23 protein-coding genes and 2 pseudogenes are annotated in these 23,806 nt (G+C 65.2%); 12 read left to right on the top strand and 13 right to left on the bottom strand.

Features of this window, described 5'->3' with window-relative positions; all coding sequences use genetic code 11:
- Nucleotides 1-587: fatty acid desaturase (locus tag GY769_21995; protein MCP4204589.1), on the bottom strand; the 587-nt coding region annotated here is incomplete at its 3' end.
- 181 nt (nucleotides 588-768) lie between these two features.
- Here GY769_21995 and GY769_21990 point away from each other — a divergent pair.
- The gene (locus GY769_21990) at nucleotides 769-1,605 is read left to right on the top strand and encodes a class I SAM-dependent methyltransferase (protein ID MCP4204588.1); all 837 of its coding nucleotides are present in this window, start codon (nucleotides 769-771) and stop codon (nucleotides 1,603-1,605) included.
- Nucleotides 1,606-1,641: 36 nt separating this feature from the next.
- Here GY769_21990 and GY769_21985 read toward each other — a convergent pair whose 3' ends face one another.
- Nucleotides 1,642-2,835, bottom strand: coding sequence for a CoA transferase (locus tag GY769_21985; GenBank protein ID MCP4204587.1), 1,194 nt, complete (start codon nucleotides 2,833-2,835; stop codon nucleotides 1,642-1,644).
- A 109-nt stretch (nucleotides 2,836-2,944) separates the two neighbouring features.
- Here GY769_21985 and GY769_21980 point away from each other — a divergent pair, with 109 nt between their 5' ends.
- The 3 genes from GY769_21980 to GY769_21970 are packed head-to-tail and all read left to right on the top strand — an operon-like array spanning nucleotide 2,945 to nucleotide 6,481.
- Nucleotides 2,945-4,177 carry an FAD-dependent oxidoreductase gene (locus GY769_21980; protein ID MCP4204586.1) on the top strand — a complete coding sequence of 411 codons (1,233 nt, stop codon included), beginning with the start codon at nucleotides 2,945-2,947 and terminating at the stop codon, nucleotides 4,175-4,177.
- 55 nt (nucleotides 4,178-4,232) lie between these two features.
- Complete coding sequence (locus GY769_21975; protein ID MCP4204585.1) at nucleotides 4,233-6,029, top strand: hypothetical protein; 1,797 nt, start codon at nucleotides 4,233-4,235, stop codon at nucleotides 6,027-6,029.
- A gap of 11 nt (nucleotides 6,030-6,040) precedes the next feature.
- On the top strand, nucleotides 6,041-6,481 hold the full coding sequence (locus GY769_21970) for a hypothetical protein (protein MCP4204584.1): 441 nt from the start codon (nucleotides 6,041-6,043) through the stop codon (nucleotides 6,479-6,481).
- A 6-nt stretch (nucleotides 6,482-6,487) separates the two neighbouring features.
- Here the strand turns inward: GY769_21970 and GY769_21965 are convergent.
- The 5 genes and pseudogenes from GY769_21965 to GY769_21945 all read right to left on the bottom strand — a co-directional run bounded on the left by GY769_21965 (nucleotide 6,488) and on the right by GY769_21945 (nucleotide 12,035).
- Nucleotides 6,488-8,211 (bottom strand): annotated as a pseudogene (locus tag GY769_21965) (PQQ-dependent sugar dehydrogenase).
- Nucleotides 8,212-8,259: 48 nt separating this feature from the next.
- Nucleotides 8,260-9,102, bottom strand: a complete 843-nt coding sequence (locus GY769_21960) for a metal ABC transporter permease (protein ID MCP4204583.1) — start codon at nucleotides 9,100-9,102, stop codon at nucleotides 8,260-8,262.
- Nucleotides 9,103-9,111: 9 nt separating this feature from the next.
- Nucleotides 9,112-10,143 (bottom strand): zinc ABC transporter substrate-binding protein, encoded by a 1,032-nt coding sequence (locus tag GY769_21955; GenBank protein ID MCP4204582.1) that lies wholly within the window; start codon nucleotides 10,141-10,143, stop codon nucleotides 9,112-9,114.
- Entirely contained in the window at nucleotides 10,143-11,546 is a 1,404-nt protein-coding gene (locus GY769_21950) for a hypothetical protein (GenBank protein MCP4204581.1), read from the bottom strand. Before GY769_21950 ends, GY769_21955 begins: the two co-directional genes overlap by 1 nt.
- 126 nt (nucleotides 11,547-11,672) lie before the next feature.
- Nucleotides 11,673-12,035 carry a hypothetical protein gene (locus GY769_21945; protein MCP4204580.1) on the bottom strand — a complete coding sequence of 121 codons (363 nt, stop codon included), beginning with the start codon at nucleotides 12,033-12,035 and terminating at the stop codon, nucleotides 11,673-11,675.
- A gap of 117 nt (nucleotides 12,036-12,152) precedes the next feature.
- On the opposite strand from GY769_21945, the gene GY769_21940 reads away from it, so the two are divergent.
- Entirely contained in the window at nucleotides 12,153-13,316 is a 1,164-nt protein-coding gene (locus tag GY769_21940) for a hypothetical protein (protein MCP4204579.1), read from the top strand.
- A gap of 65 nt (nucleotides 13,317-13,381) precedes the next feature.
- Entirely contained in the window at nucleotides 13,382-14,377 is a 996-nt protein-coding gene (locus GY769_21935; protein MCP4204578.1) for a radical SAM protein, read from the top strand.
- A 71-nt stretch (nucleotides 14,378-14,448) separates the two neighbouring features.
- Here GY769_21935 and GY769_21930 read toward each other — a convergent pair whose 3' ends face one another.
- On the bottom strand, nucleotides 14,449-15,006 hold the full coding sequence (locus tag GY769_21930; GenBank protein MCP4204577.1) for a porin family protein: 558 nt from the start codon (nucleotides 15,004-15,006) through the stop codon (nucleotides 14,449-14,451).
- Between the two features lie 502 nt (nucleotides 15,007-15,508).
- Between GY769_21930 and GY769_21925 the strand changes: the two genes are divergently transcribed.
- Entirely contained in the window at nucleotides 15,509-16,756 is a 1,248-nt protein-coding gene (locus GY769_21925; GenBank protein ID MCP4204576.1) for a hypothetical protein, read from the top strand.
- 22 nt (nucleotides 16,757-16,778) lie between these two features.
- Here GY769_21925 and GY769_21920 read toward each other — a convergent pair whose 3' ends face one another.
- The gene (locus tag GY769_21920; GenBank protein ID MCP4204575.1) at nucleotides 16,779-18,545 is read right to left on the bottom strand and encodes a PQQ-binding-like beta-propeller repeat protein; all 1,767 of its coding nucleotides are present in this window, start codon (nucleotides 18,543-18,545) and stop codon (nucleotides 16,779-16,781) included.
- Nucleotides 18,546-18,767: 222 nt separating this feature from the next.
- Nucleotides 18,768-19,712 (bottom strand): AraC family transcriptional regulator, encoded by a 945-nt coding sequence (locus GY769_21915; GenBank protein ID MCP4204574.1) that lies wholly within the window; start codon nucleotides 19,710-19,712, stop codon nucleotides 18,768-18,770.
- 54 nt (nucleotides 19,713-19,766) lie between these two features.
- Here GY769_21915 and GY769_21910 point away from each other — a divergent pair, with 54 nt between their 5' ends.
- On the top strand, nucleotides 19,767-20,681 hold the full coding sequence (locus tag GY769_21910; protein MCP4204573.1) for an NAD(P)H-binding protein: 915 nt from the start codon (nucleotides 19,767-19,769) through the stop codon (nucleotides 20,679-20,681).
- Nucleotides 20,678-21,048: pseudogene (locus GY769_21905) on the top strand (DUF1772 domain-containing protein). Before GY769_21910 ends, GY769_21905 begins: the two are co-directional and overlap by 4 nt.
- Before the next feature lie 41 nt (nucleotides 21,049-21,089).
- Here GY769_21905 and GY769_21900 read toward each other — a convergent pair.
- The 3 genes from GY769_21900 to GY769_21890 form a co-directional block, all read right to left on the bottom strand.
- Entirely contained in the window at nucleotides 21,090-21,329 is a 240-nt protein-coding gene (locus GY769_21900) for a hypothetical protein (protein ID MCP4204572.1), read from the bottom strand.
- Complete coding sequence (locus GY769_21895; protein ID MCP4204571.1) at nucleotides 21,330-21,812, bottom strand: hypothetical protein; 483 nt, start codon at nucleotides 21,810-21,812, stop codon at nucleotides 21,330-21,332.
- 119 nt (nucleotides 21,813-21,931) lie between these two features.
- Nucleotides 21,932-22,189 (bottom strand): hypothetical protein, encoded by a 258-nt coding sequence (locus GY769_21890; protein ID MCP4204570.1) that lies wholly within the window; start codon nucleotides 22,187-22,189, stop codon nucleotides 21,932-21,934.
- 265 nt (nucleotides 22,190-22,454) lie between these two features.
- Between GY769_21890 and GY769_21885 the strand changes: the two genes are divergently transcribed.
- From GY769_21885 to GY769_21875, 3 genes are all read left to right on the top strand, one after another.
- Entirely contained in the window at nucleotides 22,455-22,937 is a 483-nt protein-coding gene (locus tag GY769_21885) for an SRPBCC family protein (protein ID MCP4204569.1), read from the top strand.
- 137 nt (nucleotides 22,938-23,074) lie between these two features.
- Nucleotides 23,075-23,296 carry a ribbon-helix-helix protein, CopG family gene (locus GY769_21880; GenBank protein MCP4204568.1) on the top strand — a complete coding sequence of 74 codons (222 nt, stop codon included), beginning with the start codon at nucleotides 23,075-23,077 and terminating at the stop codon, nucleotides 23,294-23,296.
- On the top strand, nucleotides 23,274-23,528 hold the full coding sequence (locus tag GY769_21875; protein ID MCP4204567.1) for a type II toxin-antitoxin system RelE/ParE family toxin: 255 nt from the start codon (nucleotides 23,274-23,276) through the stop codon (nucleotides 23,526-23,528). The genes GY769_21880 and GY769_21875 overlap by 23 nt, the downstream gene beginning before the upstream one ends.
- The last annotated feature ends 278 nt before the right edge of the window (nucleotides 23,529-23,806 follow it).

Here is a 23,806-nt window from a genome sequence, read left to right as displayed (position 1 = left end):
GACTCCCCCAGAAGGAAGCGCTGGAGGCCACAGAGCTGCCCGCCGGCGAGAACGGCCGCCGCGATCGCCAGCCTCGCCCACATCACGCCCGCCCACTCCCGTTTCCACGCCCGGGGAACATCGCGCGCCAGGCGCTGCTTGAGCACGAACTGGTAGATCGGTCCGATCCCGAGAAGCACAAACGGGTGCCGGTAGAGCCGGTACTTGAGTCTGCCCCACCGGGATCGCTCCCGGTACTCCTTGACGGTGAGCGTCTCGACGTCTCCGAGACCGCGCCGATCCAAATCGCCGGAAGTTCCGTGATGAATCGCGTGGGTACGGCGCCAGTAGGCGAACGGTGTCAGCGTCACCACACCGATCGCGGCACCCACCGCGTTGTTCATCTTGCGCGACTTGAAGAAAGAGCTGTGCCCGCAATCATGAAGAAAAATGAACAGCCGAATCTGCAGCCCCACGGCCGGAATCGCCAGCAAAAGTGTCAGCCAGTACGAAAGCTGCAGGCTCTTGAGCATCAGGAGCCAGTTGAGCGCGAGCAGGCCGGCGGTGGTCAAGAGCTGAAACCAGGCCTTTCGATCGATCGCGCTCATGTAGGGCTCGAGCAGCTGCTTCCAGTACTTGTGAACCTCGGCTCTTGACGGTATTTCCAACTCAGACTCCTCGCTTTCGTCCGGGTCCACTCTAGCAGTACCCGAGAACCCCGGCCCTGAAGCCGCTCACTCTCATCCAACAGGGCTCGTGCCTCAGGCTGTATTCTTGGCCAGGAAAACCATGCCCGACCCCCGAATCATGCGCTGGAACAACTGCCCGGTCTGTCGATCGGACGTCAGATCCCCTTTGGTGGAGCATGAATCCCTGGCGTTCGTCCGGTGCGGCTGTGATCTGGTGTACAAAAGCCGAGGTGAGGCGAGCTTCGTCGAGACAACCGAGCCCACCTGGAACAAACGCTACGACAGGCGGCACAGGCACCGCGTCGCCAAGGCACGGCGGCAGATCCTGGACGTACTCAACCACGTCGAGCCCGGCCCGGTTCTCGACGTCGGCTGCTCGCTCGGCCACGCGATCGAAGCCGCAACCGAACTGGGCCTCGAGGCAAAGGGCCTCGACCTCAATGAAAGTCTCCTGGAGCCCTGCCGAGAGCGCGGCTTCGACGTTCAGTTGGGAGATGTCGCGGGCCCCTATCCCTTCGCCGACGCTTCCTTCAACATCGTGATCCTGAAGCACGTCTTCGAGCACACGCCGGAGCCGAGAGCCGCGTTGCGAGAGATCAGGCGGGTGCTCCGGCCCGGGGGTGGCGTGTTTATCGCGGTCCCCAACCTCGAGTACTTCAAGGCGCGGTTCTTCCCGAATACCTACTACTTCTTCCAGCCGGACTCGGGCGGTCGTTACCACTTCGTCTACTACGCGCCCAAGCATCTGCGGCGCCTTGTAGACGGCGAGGGATTCCGTACGGCCCGCGTGCATCCCGCCCTCTGGCACCGCCGAGTCGGCTGGTCCCAGCACCTGGCCGATCTTGGCGCGTTGCCATTTCGCGGGATTGTCGGCCCGGTCAGAACCGCCCTCGGTCATCGCAAGGAGTTCTGGCTCGTTGCCGTGCGTGAACCCTGACGTATCCACGCGGGGGCCGCTTGCCGTTCGGCCGCCTCAACGCGAAGCTTGTCGGCTCGTCGCGGCGAGCCCCGAGCGAATCTCGTCGTTGTGCTCGCCCAACCGCGGCGGATAGCGGCGATAGGTGGGTCCCGCACCTGCTGAGCGAATCGGATTGGCCAGAGACTTCACGATGCCGATCAACGGGTGCTCGAGCTCGACAACCATGCCTCGGGCGAGAATCTGCTCGTCGGCAAGGGCCTCCTCGACGAAATTGATCGGTCCCGCCGGGATCCCGGCCGCTATCAGCTCGCCCACCCACGCCTCGGCATCGCACGCGGCGAGTACCTTTTCAAGCAGTGGGATCAGTTGTTCGCGATTCCGGTTGCGCTCGGGATTGGTGGCGAATCTCGGGTCGATCATGATCGTCTCTTCGACGCCCAGGACCTTGCAGAAGCGCGCCCAGAGCCGCTCGGTGCCGACGCCCACGATCAGCGGCTTGTTACGAGCCTGCACGGGCTGGTAGGGAGCGATCGAAGGATGCGCGTTGCCGAGCTTGGGCGGCCGCTCGCCGGTGGCGAAATATGATCCGGCAACGTTGGCCAGCCAGGTTAGCTGCGCGTCGACCAGGGATACATCCAAGAACTCGCCCTCGCCGCTGCCGGAGGCCCGATTGTCTCGGGCGTAGAGCGCCGCCTGGACACCGATCAAGGCGTACAAGCCGGCACTCATATCGGCCATCGCCGTCGGAAAACGCATCGGTCCCGAGCCCGGTTCCCCGGCCAGCGCCATCGCCCCGGCCTCGCCCTGCGCGATCACATCGTAGCCGCCACGCCCCGCCTTGGGACCACTGTGGCCATAGCCGCTGATTGCGGCATAGATCAGCCTCGGGTTGCGCTCGCGCACGCTTTTCGGGTCCAGGCCCAGGCGCTCGAGCGAAGCCATCCGCGGATTGTTGGTGATGAAAACATCGGCGCGTTCGAGCAGCACCAGCAGAACCTGGTGATCGTGGGGGTTCTTGACGTCGAGCTCGATCGAGCGCTTGTTGCGATTGACGGACAGGAAATAGGCGCTCTCGCCGTCCAAGAAGGGCGGGCCCCATTTGCGCGCCTGATCGCCGACCTCGGGGCGCTCGACCTTGATCACGTCGGCACCCAGATCGCCCAGGCTCATGCCGCAGAACGGCCCGGCCAGCGCCTCGGCCATCTCGACGACGCGGATTCCAGTGAGCGGAGACTCGATCGCGCTCATGCTTCGTCTCTCATGCCCGGCAAGGATACCCGAGGTGACCTGCTAGCGTACGAAGGCCAGCTATGCCTTCGACCACCCCGCCGCCCGAGAGGCCGGCTCCGGAGTTCTGATGCGAATCGCCGTGATCGGTGGAGGCCTGATCGGCCTGTGCGCCGCCTACCACCTCGATAAGCGGGGCGCAGAGGTCGTGGTGCTCGAGCGCGACCGAGTCGGAGCCGCCTGTTCTGCCGGTAACGCCGGCTGGATCACACCTTCACTCTCGATGCCGGTACCGAGCCCGGAGCTGCGCGCGATCTCTCTGCGCTGGCTCCTGCGACCCGGCAGCCCCCTCTACATCAAGCCGAGCGCACTGCCCAGGCTCGCGCCCTGGCTGTGGAGATTCTGGCGGCACTGCAACCAGAAGTCCTTCGAGCACGGCCGCCAGGCCCTGGCCGCGCTCGGCGCCGACATCATGGACGAGTTCGACGAACTGGAGTCCGAGGGTCTCGAGTTCGAGCAGCGGCGCTCCGGCCTGTTGATGGTTTTCACCGAGCGCAGCTCGATGGATGCCGAGTTGAAGCTGCTCGACAAGGCGGGATACGGCCCGCTCGAACTGCTCAGTCGGGACGAGCTGCATGCTCGCGAGCCGGCGCTCGCGGGTCACCACATCGGCGCGATTCACGTCCTGCCCGAGCGCCACCTTCGCCCCGAGAAACTCTGCGCCCAGATCGCGCAACGGCTTCGGAGCTCCGGTGTGGACATTCGAGAGGACGTCGAGGTTCGCGGCCTCACTTTCGAGGGTGACCGGGCCAGCGGTCTCGAGACCAGCGGCGGGACTCTTCACGGCGACCGGTTCCTTATCGCCACGGGCGCCGAGGCCGCCCGACTTGGCCGCCTGTGCGGCACCAAGCTACCGATTCAAGCCGGCAAGGGCTACAGCGTCACGGTGGACGACCCGACCACCGAGATCGACACCCCGATCTACCTCGACGAGGCCAAGATCGGGGTCGCTCCGTTCAGCGGCGCTCTGCGCCTCGCCGGAACGATGGAGTTCTCGGGCGTCAATCTGCGACTCGATCGGCGCAGAATCGCTGCCTTTCGGCGAGCCGCGGAGCGAGAGATCCCGGGCGTCTTCGAAGGCGGTGAGGTACGGGACTGGGTGGGTATGAGGCCGCTTACCCCGGACGGCCTGCCGGTCATCGGCGTCTTGCCGAAAAAGGACAATGTGTTCATCGCCAGCGGACACCAGATGGTCGGACTCAAGCTCGCGCCCAGCACCGGACGCGCCCTGAGCGAGCTGATCGTCGACGGCGCCTCCAGCGTGGATCTCGAGCCCTTCGCCCCCGGCCGCTTCTCGCGCTAGGGTGGGCGCGACGACAGTGAACGGCATCTTGTTTGCCAGCGCTCGGCACAGCCCCATGAAGCGCCAACGCCCACAAGCTCGACCTCGCTTTCGGTCCCTGTGGACCCTGGGAGCGCTGATCGCACTCTTGGGCACGGCCTCTCCCGCCGACTCGACCACTTACGTCGCCATGCTCGACGAGGACCTCTTCGACCAGGCGGAGGTCATCGCCGAGGTCACGGTGCTCCAACGCCGGCCGAGCTTCGGGAGCTCTTCTCCCGTGACCGAGCACTTCGCCAGCGTGTCCAGAGTGCTCAAGGGAGACCTGCGCTGGAGCACGATCGTCGTGCGCACACCGGGTGGACCCGCCGGCGACCGCGTCGAGCTCTTCATTCCTGGTTCGCCCCGCTTTGTGGAAGGGGACCGCGCCCTTCTCTTTCTCGTGCGTAACCGAGACGAGTCGTTCTCGCCCCTGCACCTGGGCCTCGGCAGTTTCGTCCGGCGCGGCACGGGGGGGCACGCGCTCGCCGTGCGGCCTCTCCAGAACGCCTTGCTCCTCGACAAGAACCTGAAGCCCACAATCAACCTCGTCCGCAACTACGACGAGTTCGTCGAATGGCTCGCCGAGCCCGAGCGCGGCGGCAACGACCCGCCCGACTACTACCGGGAGCGCGAGGCCTCTCTCGGGAACACGGCGTCGCCGTTCACGCTGATGGAGTTCGACGACAAGCACGTCCGCTGGTTCGAAGTCGATAGCGGCGAGGCAATCACCTGGCGGTTCCGAGCGGCCGAGTCTCAAGGCACCGAGCCGCAGTTCCGAGCCGCGCTCGCAGCCTGGAGCCTCGACCCGGTGCGGCTCACGCTCGCCGGATCAACCGACAGCGCCGCGGGCTTCGATCGCAGGGACCAGCAAAACTCGATCATCTTCGGCGACCCGAACGGGGATGTGGCAGGCGTCTACTCCTGCACCGAAGGTGGAAGGCTGGCCTCCGGCGGCTGGTGGCAGGAGGGCGAAACCGGCACGTTCGAAGGCGAGACCTACGTGCGACTCATCGAGGCCGACATCGTCGTCAACGACGGCACTCAATGCCTGCTTCGCGACAACCAGACCGCGGCGGCCGAGCTGTTCACCCACGAGCTGGGCCATACCCTCGGAATCGGGCACTCCTGCGGCGATACCGAAGAGCCCTGCGGGGGCGCCATTCGCGAAAGCGCAACGATGAGCAGCAACCTTCACAACGACGGTCGGGGTGCGGAAATCAGGCTCGACGACGCCGCGGCGCTGGCCACTCTCTACGGCACTGTGGATCCGCCGGGGGTCGAGTCGACCCCGGACCGGCTCACCGCCCGTGCGACCAGGTCGAGCGTGGCACGCTTGCGCTGGGCCGACAATTCGATCGACGAGGCCACTTTCGAGATCTGGGGCCGGTCCGGGGGCCGCCAGTTCGAGCTGTTTGCAGCCGAGCCCGCGAACACCGTCACCAAGAGGCTCAGGCGCCTCGAACCGGGCGCGAGCTACGAGTTCAAGGTGCGAGCCCGCATCAACGGCCTGCCGACCCTATTCTCGGAGCTCGCCATGGCAGCCATGCCCGAGGCCAAGCCGGCCCGGCCCAAGAGGCTGAAGGCGAAGGCCTTGGGCCCGATTTCGGGCCGGTTGACCTGGAAGGACAGGTCGACCGGGGAAACGAAGTTCCTCATCGAGCGGAAGGTCGGCTCGGGAAACTGGTCGTCCTGGCGCTCGGCGCCCGCCAACGCAACCTCGCTCGAGTTCGACGACGCCGAATCCGGAAACACGTACAGCTTTCGAGTTCGAGCCAAGAAGAAAGCAAAGAGATCGGCTTTTTCCAACATCGCCACGGTGACCATGCCCTGAGGGCACTCCTCATGCCTGGCGAATCCAACGACCCGAGGACTCCCAACGAACGCTTGCTCGTCGTTCTCTTGCGGGTCGGCGCGGTTCTGACCGGCTCGGCCTTCTTCACCATGTTCCTGCCCGAGACCACCATGGCGTCGGTCCATGAAGGCCTGGGGCTGGGAGAGTTCCCGGCTTCGCCGCTGACCAACTACCTGACTCGGTCACTCTCGGCGATGTACGCCTTTCACGGCGGATTGCTGTTCGTGCTGTCGACCAACGTGAGACGATTCAAGCTGGTGATTCTCTTTCTCGGCTGGGCTACGGCGGTTCTGGGCACGGCGTTCCTGTTGATCGACCTGCATGCGCCGATGCCCGGATGGTGGGTGTTCGCCGAAGGCCCATGGGTCATTCTGATCGGCCTCGTGATTGCCGAGCTGAGCCGCCGAATCGAGTCCCCGCCCCTCCACTAGCGGGCGCTAGCGAGCCAACGCGAACTCGTCCAAGACCAGGTTCCCGGAGCCCGCCCTGGTACCGAGGGGAAATCCGGCCTGAAGCGAGTCGACCGAGCGCCTGCCCGTCCTGAGATTGGTCTTGGTTCCACGCGAGCGGCGATTCTCGAGCAGTCGGGCAAAACCGTCCGCGGCTCCCGGGGCCGACGCGCTGCGCCACTCGATCCCAAGGCGTGTCTCCTTTCTGGCCGAGATCTTGGTGCGGCCCACGCGGCGCAGGCCGGTCTCGTCGCGGACATAGAGCGCAACGCGGAAGCGTTTTCTCAGCCGCTCCAGCGTGAGCTCGAGATGCGATCCCTGGCCGTCGGCCATCACCACGATCGTCTCTTCGCGCTCGAGGGCCAACTCGCCCGGATCGAGCAGGAACTCGAGCGAGATCTGGCCCTCGCGATCGGGAGCCTTGGTCCGCACGCGCGTTCGTCCCGACCCGGCCGCAAACGCGGCGGCGAACCGAGTTTCCCCGAGCCCCGGGCTTACCAGCCGCGGGCGCCCCTTCTTCTTCCAACCCGAGAAATCACCTGTCTCGAAACCGTTGCGGAAGAACTCGGTGCTGGCCAGCCGATAGATCCCGCCGTCGAGATCGACCACATACACCTCTCCCTGTTCATCCTCTCCGAAGCTGACAATCGAAAACCCTGTGACGGTGACCTCCCGAGCCGTCCACTCTCCCCGGGAGTTCGGGGTCGCTCCCCAGATCGTTCCGGAACAGAAATCGCTGAAGAGATACACGCCCTCGAATCCCGGCGACCGCTCCCCTCGGTAGCGCACACCGCCGGTCACCGAGCAGCCGAGGTCGCGGCCGTACTCGAGAATCGGCAGCACCAGCGAGCCGTCGTTGCATCCGGTGGCTCCCCGAAAGCACTCCGAGCCCTCCATGAGCCGCCAGCCGTAGTTTTCCCCTCCAGCGCTCGCCGCGGGCTGGAAGTCGATCTCCTCGACCGAGGACTGACCGACGTCACCGATGAAGAGGTCGCCGGTCTCGCGATCGAAGCTGAACCGCCAGGGGTTGCGCAGGCCGTAGGCCCAGATCTCGGCCATCGCGTTCGGATCACCCACAAAAGGGTTGTCGGGTGGAATCGCGACCGGCGAGCCGTCCACATCGAGGCGCAGGATCTTGCCGAGCAGCGTGCCCAGATCCTGGCCGTTGTTCTGGGGGTCGCCACCGGAGCCACCGTCGCCGCTCGAGATATAGAGATAGCCGTCCGGCCCGAAGGCCAGATGGCCGCCGTTGTGGTTGGAGAAAGGCTGGCCGATGCTCAGAATCTCGACCTCTAGCCGGCAGCGGCCCGGTTCGGATCGGAGCTCGAGACCGCGAAGCGTGACACCACGGTGTCACCACTCCGATCGGTATAGTTGACGAAGAAGAAGCCGTTGCTCTCGTAGTCAGGGTGAAACGCGAGCCCCAGAAGGCCGCGCTCGCCGCAACACGACACCGCACCCGAGAGATCCAAGAAGGGCTCACTGCGCACGGCACCGCCGGCCACGACCAGCACCCGGCCGCCCTGCTCGACAACGAACAGCCGGCCGGTTCCGTCCTCAGCCGACACCAACCCCAACGGTCCGTTCAGACCGGTCGCTACCTCCTCGAGCACGACGCTGCCTTGCGCCCAAACACGGCCGGCCAGGAGTACGAGACACAGAAGCAACGCGAAGCTTCGGATCGGGACCCCCGCCGGAATCGTTTTCGCCATGGCCTCAATGCCTCATCGGATAGTACCGACGCCGACCGCGGTTCGGATTCACCCGGCCTCGAGTTCGTGCGATCTTCTGGCCACCCGCAACCGCCACCCGCCAAAAGCGAGCAGAATCAAGGCCAGCGCGCAGACGATCGCCGGGCCGCTGGGCAGGTCCCACTGATAGGAAGCAAACAGGCCGAGCACACTGGCCGCGACGCTGGTCAGCGAGGCGATCAGGATCCGAGCGCCCCAGTTTTCGCTGGCCGCGAGCGCGATGATCGCCGGCGCCACCAGATAGGAGAACACCATCAACACCCCCGCTATCTGTACCGAGATCGTGATCACCAGGGCGAACGACGCATAGAACAGAAAGTCCCAGAGGCGAACGTTCAACCCCTGGGCAAAGGCCTGCTCCGGGTGCTCTGAGATCAGGATGAATCGGCGGCGGAAGAGGTAGTGGAACAAAGCGACGACCGCATAAACGAGCAGAGTCGTGATCACCTTCGGCCAGCTCACCCAGAGAATCGCACCCGCCATGAGCTCCTTGATCTGCTCGGCACCTTCGGGGGCGCGATCGGCGACCAGAATCGCGGCCGCCGACGCGATCACGAAGGTGATGCCGATGATCGCCTCCTGAGGAACCCGGCCGTGGCGCATCCGGGTGAGGCTGAAGATGGCCGCGCCGACCAGGGCGAATCCCAGTGAGAAGGTGTAGGACGCTGGGGTTCCCGGCGGATGACCCGTCACCGCCAGCGCGACCACCGAGCCCAGGGCCGCGATCTGGGCCAGGGCGAGATCGACGAAGATCACCTCGCGCAGCAGCACGTGAAGGCCGAGGTAGGCGTGGATCACCACCAAAACGAGGCACGCCGCAAACGGTGCCGCCATGAACTCGAGTGCTTCCATTCGTGCTCCTCAGGAATCGAAAGCGTCTGCGAGATCACCGATCCAACCGCCGATGAGCTCGAAGTATCCCTCGGCCGAGACCTCCATCGGACTCAACGCCACGATCACCGCGGTGCAGCCGGCACGATCGGCGATGGTCTGGATCTGGTTGCGATTGAAGTAGTTGGCTCCAAGCAAGACCTCTACGTTTTCGGCCTCGATCCTACCGAGAAGCTCATGGACGTGCCGGGCCGACGGCGGAATCCCTGGCTTACGCTCGACGAAGCCGACCACCTCGAGACCGAGCAGGTCGGTCAGGTAGATCCAGTTCTTGTGATAAGCGACGATCTTGCGGCCACGAAAGGAGAGCGCCTGGCTGAGCCAACCACCCAGTTTCTCGATCAGCCTCTCGCCCTCGTAGTCCTTGGACTCGAGAAAGTCGATCAGTCTGTCTTCACGGGCGAGCGCCTCCAAGGTTCCCGCACCGAGCAGATCGACCAGCTCTCCCCCGTACAGGGCCGTGTCGATCCGCTCCGAGAACCTCGCCAGGTTGGCGTCATAGTCGGACGCCCCGGCCGGGTCGACGCGCTTCAGACCCATCGCAATATTGGCGGCGATGGTCTTGGCATTGATCGGACTCGTGTGAATGTGGGGATTGCCATAGATGTGAACGTCGCCGCCCTCGCGGCTGACCGACTCCGGAACGTCGCGCATGACCACTCCCTCGCTGGCGCTCACGAAACCCGGCTCGCCATCGCGAATCTTGCGGTTGCCCGATTTGTCGACCAGGGTCGGCGCCCAGAGCTCGAGATCGAGTCCGGTGGTGACAAAGAGATCGGCCCGCTTGAGCATCAGCGCGAACGAGGGCTTCGGCTTGACGAAATGAGCATCCTCGTCACCGCGTGAGATCGCCTGGGCGGAAACTCTCTCACCGCCTACGAACTGAGCTATCGAGGCGTAGGCGGGCAGAGTGGTAACCACCTGGACCTCGCCTGTCGCCGACAGCGCCGGCACCGCCACGGCAAAGGCGGCGGCCGCGATCGAATGGACTCGTCTTGTCATCAGTAGCTCTCGTGCTTGTGCGGGCCGGCGGCCCAGGTTAGCTGCAGTGTGAAACGGTCATCGCTCGCACCGGCGGGCTCGCGCTCGAAGAGACCGTATTCCGCGCGCAGACGAACGTACTCGCTCTGCCACCAGGTCAAGTAGGGCACGACGCCCGTCGTATAGCTGTCGGGATCGAGCGGGTCCTCGGCGCGATCCAGGCGGACACCACCGAAGAGGTTTCGGCGCACGAGACCCTCGAGATAGGTGTAGCCGCCGAGGGCCTTGCGGCTCACCCCGAGCGCGTCGTCGCGCTCGGACCGGAGAATCTCGGTGCGCCAGGTCAAGCCACGATACTTCGTCCTGCCGGGTGGCTGCCAGCTGAGCGTGACGTCGGTTCCGTAGACCCGGCTGTCGCCGTCGTCGGCGGTCTTGCCGGTGACTCCGCTCAATCCCCACTCGAAATAGGTCGAGTCCGACACTTCCCAGAAGTTCTTGACCCTGCCCAGAATCGAGAAGTCCTCGAACTCCTCACCACCAAACGCCTCCTCGTTCTCTCCATCGGTAAGCTCGAGGGTCATCTCGTTGGCCGTGGCCCAGGGCTTGGGCAGCAGCCAGGTGAACGACAGGCCGGTCTGCCCCAGCCCTTCTTCGCCGAAGATCGTCTGGTAGACCAGCGGATACTCGCTCTGCGGCAGGGCGTGAAGATGTTGCCGGTTGAGCGGCCCGAAGCGCTGGCGAAACTTTCCCGCGAGCAAATCGAGCCCCCCAGGCAGCGAGCTGTAGTTGATATAAGCCTCCTCGAGCTCAACGCCTTCGTCCCCGAGCGCCAGGGTCACGCGGGTGCGCGAGAACGGGTCGAGGGCGGACTGAAGATCCAGCTCGAACTCCTCGAAGGCGAACTCGTCGCGGTCGTCACCCAGGGTCGCGCCGAGCAAGATGCCGGTAAACGAGATCTCGGGATTCAGTCGGTTGAGATTGCGCTCTCTGCCGATCGCCGGAGCCATAGAGGGCAGCGGGTCGGGCCTGGCTACGTCGGCAGCAGCCTGTCTGGCCGCTTCGCGCAGCGAGGCGAGCTCATCGTCCCGCGGAGTCTCAGCAGCGCCGGCGGCGGCCGAAACCGGAGGACGCTCGGCGCCGATCTCGAGCTCGGCCAAACGGGCCTCGAGAGCCGCGATCCGGCTTTCGTAGTCGGCCCTCAAGGCGGCGATCTCGGCCTTGATCCGCGCCAGGTCCGCCGGTTCAGCCATCTCAGCCAGATCAGCCAGATCGGATGGGCTGTCTCCGGGCTCGGTGCTGGCGCTGGTCTCGGCGCCGCCCCTGCTTTTGGCGCTTGCCGGCGTCACGAGCATCGCTCCAGCGAGGAGCAAGAGCGCCACTCCCGCCGCGCACTCCTGGATGTTCTTTCTTCTAAGGTGGGTCACGATGTCGGATTCCTCGTCTGGTTCCCTCTCATCCATGAAACAGTGTCTCGGGACCTCGCTTCGAGGTCTCGAGCCCGAGCCGCGCTCGGCGCGTGCCCGGTCCTGAACGGTTTCGTTCGCTGGGAGCTAGACGAGGGGCGGCGCGCGCGGTGAGCCCGAGGCCGAAAGCTTGAAGGTCCAGCTCGGCGCCTGTTCGGCCAGAGTCCGGCGCCCCAAGGGCCGTGGGGCCAGGGCGGGCCTTGCCTCCGGATGGGCCCCCGACTGTCTCTTGTCCAGGACACATTCCGGACACTGCACGAAGACAGTGCCGGACGGCGCCTCGATATGGAGCACGGGGTCGAGCTCGGCGTGCCCGGTGACGACGATCTCCCGGCCGCCAAAAGGCGCATGCAGCTCGGCCTCGAGATGTCCGAGAGCGGCAACCGCAGGCAGGAGCACCGCGACAACCGCGAACAGAGTCGTAGCCAGACGCCGCATGACGATCGCCATGCTACAAGATCGCTGCCAACGCCGCACGGCCTCGACGAATCCGCTGACGACCGCACTGGAGGCGTCGTAGACGACGACCTGGCTCTCGCCGCGTCTCGGTCCTCTAGAATCGTCACGGTGTCGTCGTTTCGTCCCATGCACGCAGGGTCTCTGGCCGCGGCCGGCATGGTTGCCCTGCTGTCGCTCTTCGCGGCCGCAGCCGGCGGCGCAGCCGCAAACGCCTGGCGCGCTCAAAGGACTCGCCCGTTCTATATGGGCTTCACACCCTTCCCCTACGACGTCACGACCGAGGCCGTCGAATGGACCTACGAGCGCGTTCTCGAACACGGGGACCTGATCGCTCATCACCTCGACACCGGCGTGCCCTGGCCGGAGGCGCTTGCGGGCTCGCCCTATCCGCCCCTGGTCCAAAACGAGATCGAGAGCCGGGTCGTGCGCACGCCCGACTCACAGGTGGTTTACCTGGCCCTGACGCCACTCAGCCAGTTCCGCGACGGCCTGGCGGCCTACTGGAGCGACCAGGGGGCCGTGCCGCCGCCGGGGCCCTGGGCGCGTCGTGCCTTCGATCATCCGAAGGTCGTCGAGGCCTACACCGCCTATTGCCTCGAGCTGATCGACCGCCTCGAACCCGACTACGTCGCCTATGGCATCGAGGTCGACCTGCTGGCGGCCAATGACCCCGACGCGTTCGAGGCGTTCAAACGGCTAGCTCGCAAGGTTTACCGCAAGATCAAGCGCCGCCATTCCGATCTTCCGCTCTTCCTGACCTTCACTCTCGGCCAACCCGGGGAATGGGAGACCAAAAAGAAGGTGATGGCTCCGCTCTTGCCCTACACCGACCTGCTTGCGATCAGCACCTATCCGTTCCTTGCGGTCGGCTTCGACGGCGATCCGAATCGGATCCCCGCGGAGTGGTTCACCCGCATCCGAGAGCTCGATCCGGACAAGCCGATCGCGGTAGCAGAGACCTCCCACGCCGCCGAGACCCTGACCCTCGACGGTTTCGGCGTCTCCATCCCCGGCCGCAAGAGCTGGCAGAAGGTCTTCGCCAAGAGACTGCTGCGCGACGCCAGCGCCCTCGACATGGAGTTCGTGGTCTGGTTCAGCATCGTCGACTACGACGCCCTCTGGGAAGTCGCCGCGGCCATGGGGGCCTCGGAGATCTTCAAGGCCTGGCGCGACACCGGGTTATACGACCAGAATCTCCGGCCCCGGCCGGCGCTCAAGCGCTGGAGCAAATACCTGAGGCGGCGGCGAGTCGCGGCCTCGGACAGCCCCTAGGCTCGGGTGACTTCCGGCCTGGCTTCAAGCATCCACTAGACTGGAAGTGCCCTTTGGAGGCTCAGATGACCTGGTTGCCCGCTCATGAGCCGGTCGACTCCCGATTCCTGCTCGAGGACTTCGAGCCGGCCTATCTGAACACCTGGCACCGTGGGGCGCTCGACGCCAAGGCCGAGGCGGCGCTCGCCGAGCTCGGTGAGTGCCGGGCTTGTCCGCGCGATTGCGGCATCGACCGGCTCGCCGACGAAACCGCCGCCTGCCACACGGGCCGCCACGCCATCGTTTCGAGCGCCTTCGCCCACTTCGGTGAAGAAGGCTGCCTGCGGGGATCGCGCGGATCGGGCACTATTTTCTTCAGCCGGTGCAATCTGCGCTGTGTCTTCTGTCAGAACTGGGACATCTCGCAGCAGCGCTCCGGCCGGGAGATGAGCGCCATCGAGATCGCAGATCTGATGATCGAGCTCCAAGCCGAGGGTTGTCACAACATCAACTTCGTCACACCCGAGCACGTCGCGCCCCAGGTCGTCGAAGCCATTGCCGAAGCGATTCCCCGGGGGCTCGCGCTCCCGATCGTCTACAACACCAGCGCCTATGACGCCCCTTCCTCCCTCGCGCTGCTCGACGGTCTCGTCGATATCTACATGCCCGACTTCAAGTTCTGGAGCAACGACAGCTCCAAGCGGCTGGCCAAAGCCGAGGATTATCCCGAGCGGGCCCGGGCGGCCATTTCCGAGATGCACCGCCAGGTGGGGCCGCTGCGCTTCGGACCGGACGGCACCGCCCGGCGCGGCGTCCTCGTGCGTCACCTGGTCATGCCGGGCCAGGTCGAGGAAACCAAGGCCATCCTTCGGTGGCTAAGCGAAGAGCTCTCGCCCGACACCTACGTCAACATCATGGGCCAGTACCGGCCCCAGTATCAGGTGGGCGCGACCGGGCGCGACGGAAACGCCAAACACGCCGACATCGACCGACGGCCCGCGACACGGGAGCTCCGGACGGCTTACGACGCCGCGCGCCGAGCAGGTCTGTGGCGCTTTGCAGCACCGGTATTCGCGGACTGAAAAGAGAGAGCCCGACGCGCACAGTTCTGCGTCGCACACCTGTGCGCATCAGCGCCCCTCGATTTCTACCACTAGAAGCGGAAGGTCGCACCGATGGTGCTCGAACCGAACGAAGTCCTCTCCCGAGGATCAATCAGATCGATCTCGGTTTCGGTCCCGTCGATTGAGTAGTGGAAGGTCCAGTGTCCGCGGCCGACCTCGAAGCCACCTCCCAGAATCCCGGAGCTGTCGTCCTCGCTCACGCCGCCGACCCGCTCGACTTCGGTGCCCGAGATCCCGAACTTGATGAACGGCCGCAGCAACTTGTTCCGCCGCCAGGTGTAGGTCGCGTACAGATTGAGCTGCCCGTACTCAAGTTCGGTGAAGCTCTCGTCGTCCTCGCCGCCGCGGAGCTCCGCCATGGCGCCCCAGCCACTGCTCTGGTGCTGCCAGCGGCCGAAGAGTGTGATTCCTCCGAAGTCGATATCCTGGACACCGTCGCCTTCCGAGGTGGCCGCGCTGCCGGTCAAGCCGAGACCGATCGACCAGCCCGTGTCCTGAGCGATCGCCGGCAAACCGGCGCAGAGGAAGAGAATAAAGGCAAATGTCGCGAGACTGAAGCGCCGAATATCTGTGTCACTCTTGTACATGGCTTGTTCCTTTCCGTAGTTCTAGTTCGTTCACACGCGAATTAGTCGCGCGCGGGCCGAAAGTGCAAGGGCTCGACCAAACCCTGCCGGTCGATCCCCGAGTCACGACTGCCCAATTCCTAACGGAGTTCTCGAGCATCGGAAGGCTCCGTCGGAGCTCGAAGTCGCCCATCACAACCGCCCGCCAGCGTCGGTTTTTGCTCACGGGTGTGAGGGAATTCATACACCTGGAACGGCAGACAGTCCCCCCGGCGGCTACCACTCCGCGGCCCTGCCATGGCACGCGCCCCTGCCAGAACTCTGGGCCCGACACAAAGGCCGCTCTCCGCAGTCCTTGACGAGCGGGCGGGCATCAGCCCCGCCCGATGGGGCTCGCTCAACGCGCGCCGTCGGCACAAGACCCTGTGCTAACCTCCAGCCCCTCAAGAAGGAAGAAGGATGCCCGTTGGGCCGGCGCCGTACGAGTCCGGCGGGCGGGCCCTCCGCGCCGGAGAACCGAATCATGAGACAAGTGAGCGCCGCCCCGACTCGCCCCTGCCCTGGTTTTCAAGCCGCGCTCGCCTGCTTGCTGCTGGCGGTGCTGCCGGCCGGTGGAGCACGCTCGCAGGCTCCCCCCGAGCTGGCTGGTGCGGACGGCCAAAAGCTGGCTGCTCCAGCTCAGAGTTCCAAGAAACACCGGCGACGACAGAAACGACCCATCGAGCTCGGAACCTCGGGAGGCGGGTTCGAGAACTTCACCGTCATCCCTCCCGACGTGGCCTGCTGCGGCGGCACGCTCGGAGCTCTGCTCGAGAAAGAGGGTCGCTACTTCATCTTAAGCAACAACCACGTAATCGCCCGCTTCAACCAGGCCGCTCTCGGAGAGGCCATTGGCCAGCCGGGGCTCTTCGACACGAACTGCAAAGCGCCCGATCGTAACCTCATCGGGAACTTGAGCGACTTCAAGAGGCTCAAGCTGAACGGAACGAACAAGGTCGATGCGGCCATCGCCGAGACCAGCGTCGACAACGTCTCGGCCGACGGCGCGATCCTCGGCCTCGGCGTTCCCGGCAACAAGGTCGTCAACCCGAAGGTCGGCGACGCCGTCACCAAAAGCGGCCGCAGCACCGGGGTGACGCGAAGCGAGGTGAGCGCTATGAACGTGACCGGGGACGTCAGGTTCCCGGTGGAGTGCGGCTCCGATTCCGAGCGCGACGTGCGTTTCAAGAAGGTGTTTCTCGTCGACGGCGGAGACTTCTCCGCCGGCGGCGACTCGGGCTCGGTGATCTACGAGGACGCCGCTAACTGCCCGCGGGCGATGGGCCTGCTGTTCGCCGGTTCGGCCACCTTCACCGCCGCCAATCCCATGAGCCAGATCATGAAGGCGGTGAAGAAGATGAGGCCGAAGGGCCGAGCGAAGCTGGTCGGCTGCGATCCGGTCGCCGTTTTCGGCGAACCGCGGCGCGCCAGGCGCAGCGATCGGGCCGAGAGCTTCGCCATGGATGTCCAGCGCTCGAACGAAGACGGAGTTCTGGCCATTCCCGGTGTCGTCGCCATCGGAATCGGCCGCGCCCCGAAAGAGACCGGCGAGGTTGTTTTCAAGGTCCTGGTCGAGGACTCGCGGCCCGAGATCGTCGACGCCATCCCGGAGTCCATCGAAGGAGTACCCGTCGAGGTGGTCGTGAGCGGCGGGTTCCGAGCCCTCCACTGCCCGAGCGATCAGCCTTCCGGGCCCGCTATCGGCGGGCTCGCCACGACAGGGCCGAGCTAGCCGGCTGCCGCGTACTCCCCCATCATCCCTCCACGAGGGACAGCCGAAACGCGACCATCTCCTGGGCGTTGCGAAGGAACAGGAGGTCGCCGACCAGCACCGGATGATTCCAGGTTTTGCCCGAGATCGCAGGGAGCCGGGCGAGCTCCGAGAACCGCTCTGGGGTCGCCGCGACCAGCGCCAGCTCACCCTTCTCCGACACCACCAGCAGCAGGTCCTGATCTGGCAACAGGACGAGCTGCCCCTGGCCGTAGCGTCCTCCCTTCCAGGTGCGCTTGCCGTCTTCGAGGTCGATCGACGCGAGGATTCTGCCGTCGAAGCCGAAAGCGTGGCCGTTGTGAACGGCGAAGTCGCTGAAGTAGGGCTTCAACCCGTTGGACGTCCAACGCTCCTCCAGGGTCCATTCGCCGGGCTGTTGAGCGACCACGAGGCGGCGCATGCCGGACCCGGCACTGGCGCTGATCAGGACGTCACCGTCCGCGGTCAGGGCCGGCTGGACGATCGGGAAGCCCGGCCACGGATGCTCCCAGAGCACCGTGCCGGCGGCCGGCGCAACGCCTACGGTACCGGTTTCGCTCATCAGCAAGATCTGCGCAACTCCATCGATCATCACAACATGCGGCGAGCTGTAGCCGGCACCGCCGTCCGGGCCGAACCAACTCGGTTCACCGGTAGCGAGGTCGTAGGCGAGGAGCTGGCCCGCGGCGGCGACGATGACGAGGTCGTCCACCACCAGGGGCGAGCCCGAGAAGCCCCATGTCGGAATCTCCGCGCCGGCGTCGGCCGCCACGTTGCGCGACCACACGACCGCGCCGTCACCGGCGGCGAGCGCGTTCAGGATTCCGGTCGCGCCAAACGCGTAGACTCGACCGTCGCTCAAGGTCGGCGTCGCGCGCGGACCGGCGCCGGCGTTCGACTCCCAGAACCGGGCCGCGTCGCGGTGTCTCCATACCGGCTCGCCGGTGATCGCGTCGTAGCACGCGACGACCTCGTCGTCGCCGCGCTGCTCCTGGGTGTAGAGCAGGTTGCCTTGGACGGCGAAGGAGGACCAGCCCGGTCCGATCGGCCGGCGCCACAACTCGACCGGTGGCGACTGAGACCAGTCGGTCTCGATCCGTGTGCCGGGGACTTTGCCGTCGCGATCGGGCCCTCGAAAGCCGGGCCAGTCGGCTGCTGTCTCCCCTGTTTCTACGGCCCCCGGAGCCGACGCCGACGCGTCCGGCTCGTCGTCGGCTTGAGCCAGGAGCCGCTCCTCGGGAGTCTGTGACCAACGCCAGGCGAACTCCGAGCTGGTGGATGACGTGCCGTCGGTCCGCAGCAGCGCCCACGCCCCGCACGCGAGCACGATGGTCACGACCATCGCCGCGCGTCGAGGGCCGTCGGACAGGCGGCGACCGGCGACCGCCCATACGACGAAGGCGAGACTCAGGACCGGAATCGCGTAGAAGAGGTAGATAAAACCCTGGCCTCCCGTCGCGATCGACTCGTGGAGGATGAGCGATGTCGCAAACAGAGCGACGATCATCAAGGCGACGGCGCCCCAGCGCTCCACCCGAGGCGCCCGGCTGAAGAACGCCCACCACACCACGACAAGCAGTCCGCAAATGAGTGCCCCAAGCGCCGAGATGTAGCCCGCAATGGCTCCTGGCACGACGACGGGGACGACAAGCCAGGCCAGCCACTGCAGCACCACGGCGACCACCCCAGGCCACAGCCGGAGCGGTCTTTGGGGTTCTTGCGGCTTCTGCGGCTTCTGAGAAGCCGATCCGTCGCTCTGTGCTTTCGCCATACCAGATTCTCCCATCAGCCGAGCCCCCAATCCAAAGCGCGAAACTTGCCCTCTGCTGCACCAGTAGTGCACAATGAAAACCGCCCAGGAGCGGACACCGAGAAGAAAGATCCGTTCTCCCAGGACTTGTCGAACCGAGATCCGGGCAAGCCGACAGGTCAAGAGCCCGCGCGTCGAATCGATCGCGAGCAGTTCCATCCGCCGCGTAACCGCCGCAGACCCTCAGGCCGACGACATGGCGCTAGCGCGGTGCTCCTGCGGACTGACGCCTCGCACTCGTTTGAACGCCGCGCTGAGCGCGAACGGGCTGCTGTAGCCCACCTTCCGAGCCACCGAGCCGACAGTTGCGTCCGGTTCACACAACAGATCGGCGGCCAGAGCCAATCGCCATCCCGTCAGGAACGTCATGGGCGGCTCGCCCACGACGTCGTGAAACCGGCGGGCGAGCGCCGCGCGCGACACACCGGTCTCGGCTGCGAGGCGGGCCACCGTCCACGCACAAGCGGGGTCGGCGTGCATGATGCGCAGCGCGCGCCCGACGATCGGATCCGCCTGGGATCGGTACCAGGCCGGCTCCTCGGCCTCGGGTCGAGCGAACCAGGCCCGCAGCACCGCGATCAGCAGCAGATCGAGCAAACGATCGAGCACTGCCGCCTGACCCGGCTCGTCCTTCACGACCTCGTCACAAAGCAGTGAGACCAGCGGCGAGTCCCACTGGTCATCCGCCAGCCACAACAGGGGTGGCAGCGCTCGCAGCAGGCGATGGCTGATGTCGCCCATCGACTCGTAGGCGCCGACGAGCATCACCATCGAGCCGTCGGGATCGTTGCCCCAGGTCCGCACGCCGAGCGACATCCTCTCCTCCACGGACTCACCGTCCGGAGAACAGCAGCGCTGACCGGGGTGGATGACGACGTCGGGCGGCGTAGCCGGGTCGTCGGCGACCGTGTAGTGGTCGGGGGCACGGGTGACGGCAACATCGCCGGGGCCGAGCCGCACGGTCTTGCCGCGGTCGTGCGCGATCCAGGCTTCGCCCTGCACTATGGCGATTAGCGTCAGCGGCGATTCGGCGAGGATCCGGAGCGACCACGGGGGGCTCATGACCGTGCGCAGCGCGAAGGCGCCGCGGGCGCGTGGCCCATCGAGCAGACCGACGAAGGCGTCCATCTCCCGCATGATCCGAATTATGGACGACTACGCATGAAGTTGAGCATCTGAGCTATGGACCGTCTCAGAAATGGCGCCTACTCTGCTCGCATGACAACCACAACCCCAACCACCCGTACCTCACAGGCCAACTCAACCACACAAACCACCCTCGTGCTCGGCGCCAGTGGCAAGACCGGACGGCGAGTCGCCGACCGGCTCACCGCCGCCGGGCTTCCGGTACGCGCCGCGTCCCGCTCGGGCGAGACCCGGTTCGACTGGCAAGACGAAGCCACGTGGGCTCCTGCGCTGGCCGGCGTCGACGCCGCCTACATCACCTACTACCCCGACCTTGCCTTCCCCGGGGCCGCCGACACCGTCGGCACATTCGCCGACCTGGCCGTCGCCAACGGCGTTCGGCGGCTCGTGCTCCTGTCCGGCCGGGGCGAAGAAGGCGCCCGGCAAGCCGAGCTGCGCGTCGAGAGCTCCGGCGCCGATTGGACGATCGTGCGCTGCGCGTTCTTCAACCAGAACTTCAGCGAGACCTTCGTCGAACCCGTGCGCCGCGGCGTGCTCGCCATGCCCGGCGGCGACACCGCCGAGCCGTTTCTCGACGCCGACGACATCGCTGACGTCGTCTTCGCCGCGCTGACCGACGACTGCCACATCGGACCGCTCTACGAACTGACCGGCCCCCGCCTCCTCACCCTGGCCGAGGCCGCCGGCGAGCTCGCTACAGCCATCGGCCGCGAGGTGCGCTACATTCCGGTGACCCCCAAGGAGTACGCCACCGAGCTCGTCACTCACGGAATGCCCGAGGAGGAAGCCGTGCCCATCGCCGAGCTGATCGCCGAGGTGCTCGACGGTCGCAACTCGTACCTCACCGACGGCGTCGAGCGGGCCCTCGGCCGACCGCCGCGTGACTTTGCCGACTACGCCCACGACACTGCGGCCACCGGCGCCTGGGACCTGGAGCGGAGGGCCTCATGAGCAGCTTCGCCCAAACGATGACGATCCTTTGCGCCGTCGGCGCGGCAACGGCGGCTGGGGCGTTCTTCACGTTCTCGACGTTCACCATGAGGGGTTTGGAGCGCCTCGCCCCGGCACAGGGTGCGGCCGCGATGCAGGCGATCAACAAGGAGGCGCCGGTGCGCTCTACCTCGTGGGCGTCGTGCTGGTCACGGTCGGCTACCACGTTCCCCGCAACAACATACTGGATGGCCTCGATCCGAACAGTGCCGAGGGAACCGCCTACTGGGCGACCTATCTCGAGGAATGGGTGAGAATGAACCACGTGCGCACGATCGCCCCGCTCGCGGCGGCCGTTCTGTTGACGATCTCGCTGCGGGTGGGATGAGCACCCGGAGCCCATCCTTCGCCGGGGCAGGCGCTCGAGGGCTATCCTTCGAGACGACTCCCGGCATCTCCGTTGGCCGAGAGTCTTTCGCGGCTTTGACGGGCCGCTGCTGCTTCGTCAGCCGAACCGAACTTGCGAACTCCGGCCTCCAATCGCCAGGCGCGAAGACCGTACGCCAGCTCGGTCAACTCGCAGGCGATCCGCAGATTCTCAGGATCGAGCGGTACGAGCGGCCGGGGGCCCTGCATCTCGGCCACGGACGTGTACTTGGTGACCGGCACCTACGAACTCTCCTCGTCGAGATCGAAAGCTTCGCGGATTCTCGCGGCGTCGGCTTGGTCTTGAGGGCGAACGGTGTCCCGCTTCATGAGGTACAGCATCCGTGGACTAGCAACCCGGATCTTGAGATCTCCGAGCGTGATCTCTTCACTTCCCTCCGCGAGGTCCTCCCACGAGAAGGCTTCGCCGAGCTGGGTCAACAAGTCCAGCGAGTAGCGCCCGTGAGGCGGCACATACTCGACCGCCGGATACTTGCCTGCGAGCTCCTGCGGATCGATCTCATCGACGCTTGGGTCGTCGAAGAGGGCCTTTAGAGCCCGCTTCAAGGCTTCGAGGTTGTCGAGGGCTGGCGCCACAAAGAGATCTAGGTCCTGAGTCGCCCGGGGAAGACCCTGGGCCGCCATCGCCATTGAACCGATGACGACGAAATCGACTCCCTCCTCAACGAGCGCCGCCAGCACGGCCTTGACTTCCTCGAGTGTCATCGCTTCCGCCCTGAGAGCATTGTATTCCAGGGCTGGCGACGACTATTCAAGAAACGACACATGGCGGAAGCGCGTGGGAATCGAGCCCATCGACCGAGCCGGAGGTTTCCGACCTTGAATCAGGGCTGCGGTGGTGGTTCCGGGTACGGCTCCTGCCGGCTGCAGGGCTGCCCGGGCACTCCGGCCTCTTCGAGCGCCGCCGGCCACCATCCGTTGGGATTGTCGACCGTCACTGGGCAGGTCCGCTGGATGCCGAGCCGCTCGAGCATCGGGTGGTCCGAGCGATGGGGCGGCATCAAGTAGACGTTGCCTCTGCAGCGCGGCTGCCCACATCGAAAGGGCGGCGCCCCCAGGGCGAAGGCCGGTGATCCCGCCAATCTGCGCACCGCCCTTTGTCGCCGGCGGAAGCGCATGGGAATCGAGCCCACCGATCCCGTGGGTTGGCCCGCTCACTCGGATCGATTGACGCTAACAAGATACATTGGTACCATGGTAGGACACGAGCGACAGTGCTCGCCTGAAACAGCGCAACACTCAGAATCGCCGCCAGAAAAGACTCATCGAGAGGAGAACAGATGCTATGCAGAAACTACCACGATTCACGCGTTGCTGGTCGGCGCACTTCTAGGCGGTTGTCACAACATGGGTGACTTCTCTGCATTCGATGCGATAACGATCGCGCGTACCGGTTCATTCGAACTGGAGATGTCGCCGGAGGAAGCGCTGCCTCTCTTTACTGCGCCGGGAGAAAAACTCTGGATTCCTATCTGGGATCCAGTGGTGCTGAACGGCGACGGGTACGAGAAGGGCACTGTGTTCGTGACCTCCAATCATGGACACACCACCTATTGGCTCGTCATGGACTACGACACCGACGCCAAACACGCTCTCTATGTCCGTGTGACTCCCGACCGTGATACCGGCACCGTTGAGGTATCGATAGCGGCCAACGACACCGGCGGATCGACGGTCAATGTTGCCTATCAACTGACTGCTCTGAGTCCGACTGGCAACGAGAACCTGCAAGAATCGTTCACCGAGTCGAAATACGCCGAAATGATGGAGGAGTGGCGGAGCATGATCAACGACAGTCGAGAGAAGATTGAAGACCATTTCGGCCGCTGAGCCCGGCCGGGAGGTCCCCGGGACGGCAGGGAAGCATCGGATCGAGTGCGTTCGAACCGGAGTCAGGATCGAGTGGCACCTTCCAGCACAAAACCACAATTGACCCCAATGACATCATATGGCATCATATGACTGCCATGACACAGATCACTGCACGCGTCTCCGATGACATCGCCCGCCAGATCGATGAGGCTGCAGCCCAGCTGAAACGCTCGCGGGCCCAGGTTGTGCGCCAGGCACTGGAGTACTACCTCGAGGATCTCGAGGATCTCAAGCTGGGAATCGAGCGGCTCCGGGATCCCGCGGATCCCATTCTCGAGTGGGACGACGTGCGACGTGAGCTACTCGATCAGGATTAAACGCAGTGCGGCCAAGGACCTGCGACGGCTCCAGCCCGACATTCGACGTCGTCTGGTTGAAGCGATCGACCGGCTGGCGGCGGAACCCCTGGCCGGGTCCGCGCTGAAAGGTGAGTTCTCCGGTCTTCGGAGACTCCGGGTAGGTCAGTACCGAATCATCTACGAAGCCATCCACGGCGAGCTGACGGTTCTGGTGGTTCGCGTGGGGCACCGACAATCGGCCTATCGCTAGCTCCAACGACCGACGACCATGCAAATTGCGGCGTTTGCGGGGCAAATGGCGGAAGCGCATGGGAATCGAACCCACCCTCGACCGAGCATCCTCGGCCGAACAACGGTTTTGAAGACTGTCGTGATCCAACTGACGATAACTGTCGTCAACTCGTAACCACAGAGAAAGCAGTCGGTTACGAAGTGTTGTCTTGTTGAGTGTTGTTGCCGGGAGTGGTCAGAAGTTGCCTTCTACTGCACCACCAGTGCACCACGCGAGCGGTCCGATTGTGGCTATTT

This window comes from bacterium, from assembly GCA_024224155.1.
GTDB lineage: Bacteria > Acidobacteriota > Thermoanaerobaculia > Multivoradales > JAHEKO01 > CALZIK01.
This window is presented reverse-complemented; position numbering and strand designations above follow the sequence as displayed.

Coding starts and splice junctions, on each gene's coding strand:
- GY769_21930 (MCP4204577.1), bottom strand. CDS start 15,006: ATGTACAAGAGTGACACAGATATTCGGCGCTTCAGTCTCGCGACATTT.
- GY769_21885 (MCP4204569.1), top strand. CDS start 22,455: ATGGGTGACTTCTCTGCATTCGATGCGATAACGATCGCGCGTACCGGT.
- GY769_21955 (MCP4204582.1), bottom strand. CDS start 10,143: ATGACAAGACGAGTCCATTCGATCGCGGCCGCCGCCTTTGCCGTGGCG.
- GY769_21990 (MCP4204588.1), top strand. CDS start 769: ATGCCCGACCCCCGAATCATGCGCTGGAACAACTGCCCGGTCTGTCGA.
- GY769_21915 (MCP4204574.1), bottom strand. CDS start 19,712: ATGGACGCCTTCGTCGGTCTGCTCGATGGGCCACGCGCCCGCGGCGCC.
- GY769_21945 (MCP4204580.1), bottom strand. CDS start 12,035: ATGGCGATCGTCATGCGGCGTCTGGCTACGACTCTGTTCGCGGTTGTC.
- GY769_21880 (MCP4204568.1), top strand. CDS start 23,075: ATGACACAGATCACTGCACGCGTCTCCGATGACATCGCCCGCCAGATC.
- GY769_21970 (MCP4204584.1), top strand. CDS start 6,041: ATGCCTGGCGAATCCAACGACCCGAGGACTCCCAACGAACGCTTGCTC.
- GY769_21960 (MCP4204583.1), bottom strand. CDS start 9,102: ATGGAAGCACTCGAGTTCATGGCGGCACCGTTTGCGGCGTGCCTCGTT.
- GY769_21975 (MCP4204585.1), top strand. CDS start 4,233: ATGAAGCGCCAACGCCCACAAGCTCGACCTCGCTTTCGGTCCCTGTGG.
- GY769_21895 (MCP4204571.1), bottom strand. CDS start 21,812: ATGACACTCGAGGAAGTCAAGGCCGTGCTGGCGGCGCTCGTTGAGGAG.
- GY769_21925 (MCP4204576.1), top strand. CDS start 15,509: ATGAGACAAGTGAGCGCCGCCCCGACTCGCCCCTGCCCTGGTTTTCAA.
- GY769_21910 (MCP4204573.1), top strand. CDS start 19,767: ATGGACCGTCTCAGAAATGGCGCCTACTCTGCTCGCATGACAACCACA.
- GY769_21920 (MCP4204575.1), bottom strand. CDS start 18,545: ATGGCGAAAGCACAGAGCGACGGATCGGCTTCTCAGAAGCCGCAGAAG.
- GY769_21980 (MCP4204586.1), top strand. CDS start 2,945: ATGCGAATCGCCGTGATCGGTGGAGGCCTGATCGGCCTGTGCGCCGCC.
- GY769_21985 (MCP4204587.1), bottom strand. CDS start 2,835: ATGAGCGCGATCGAGTCTCCGCTCACTGGAATCCGCGTCGTCGAGATG.
- GY769_21935 (MCP4204578.1), top strand. CDS start 13,382: ATGACCTGGTTGCCCGCTCATGAGCCGGTCGACTCCCGATTCCTGCTC.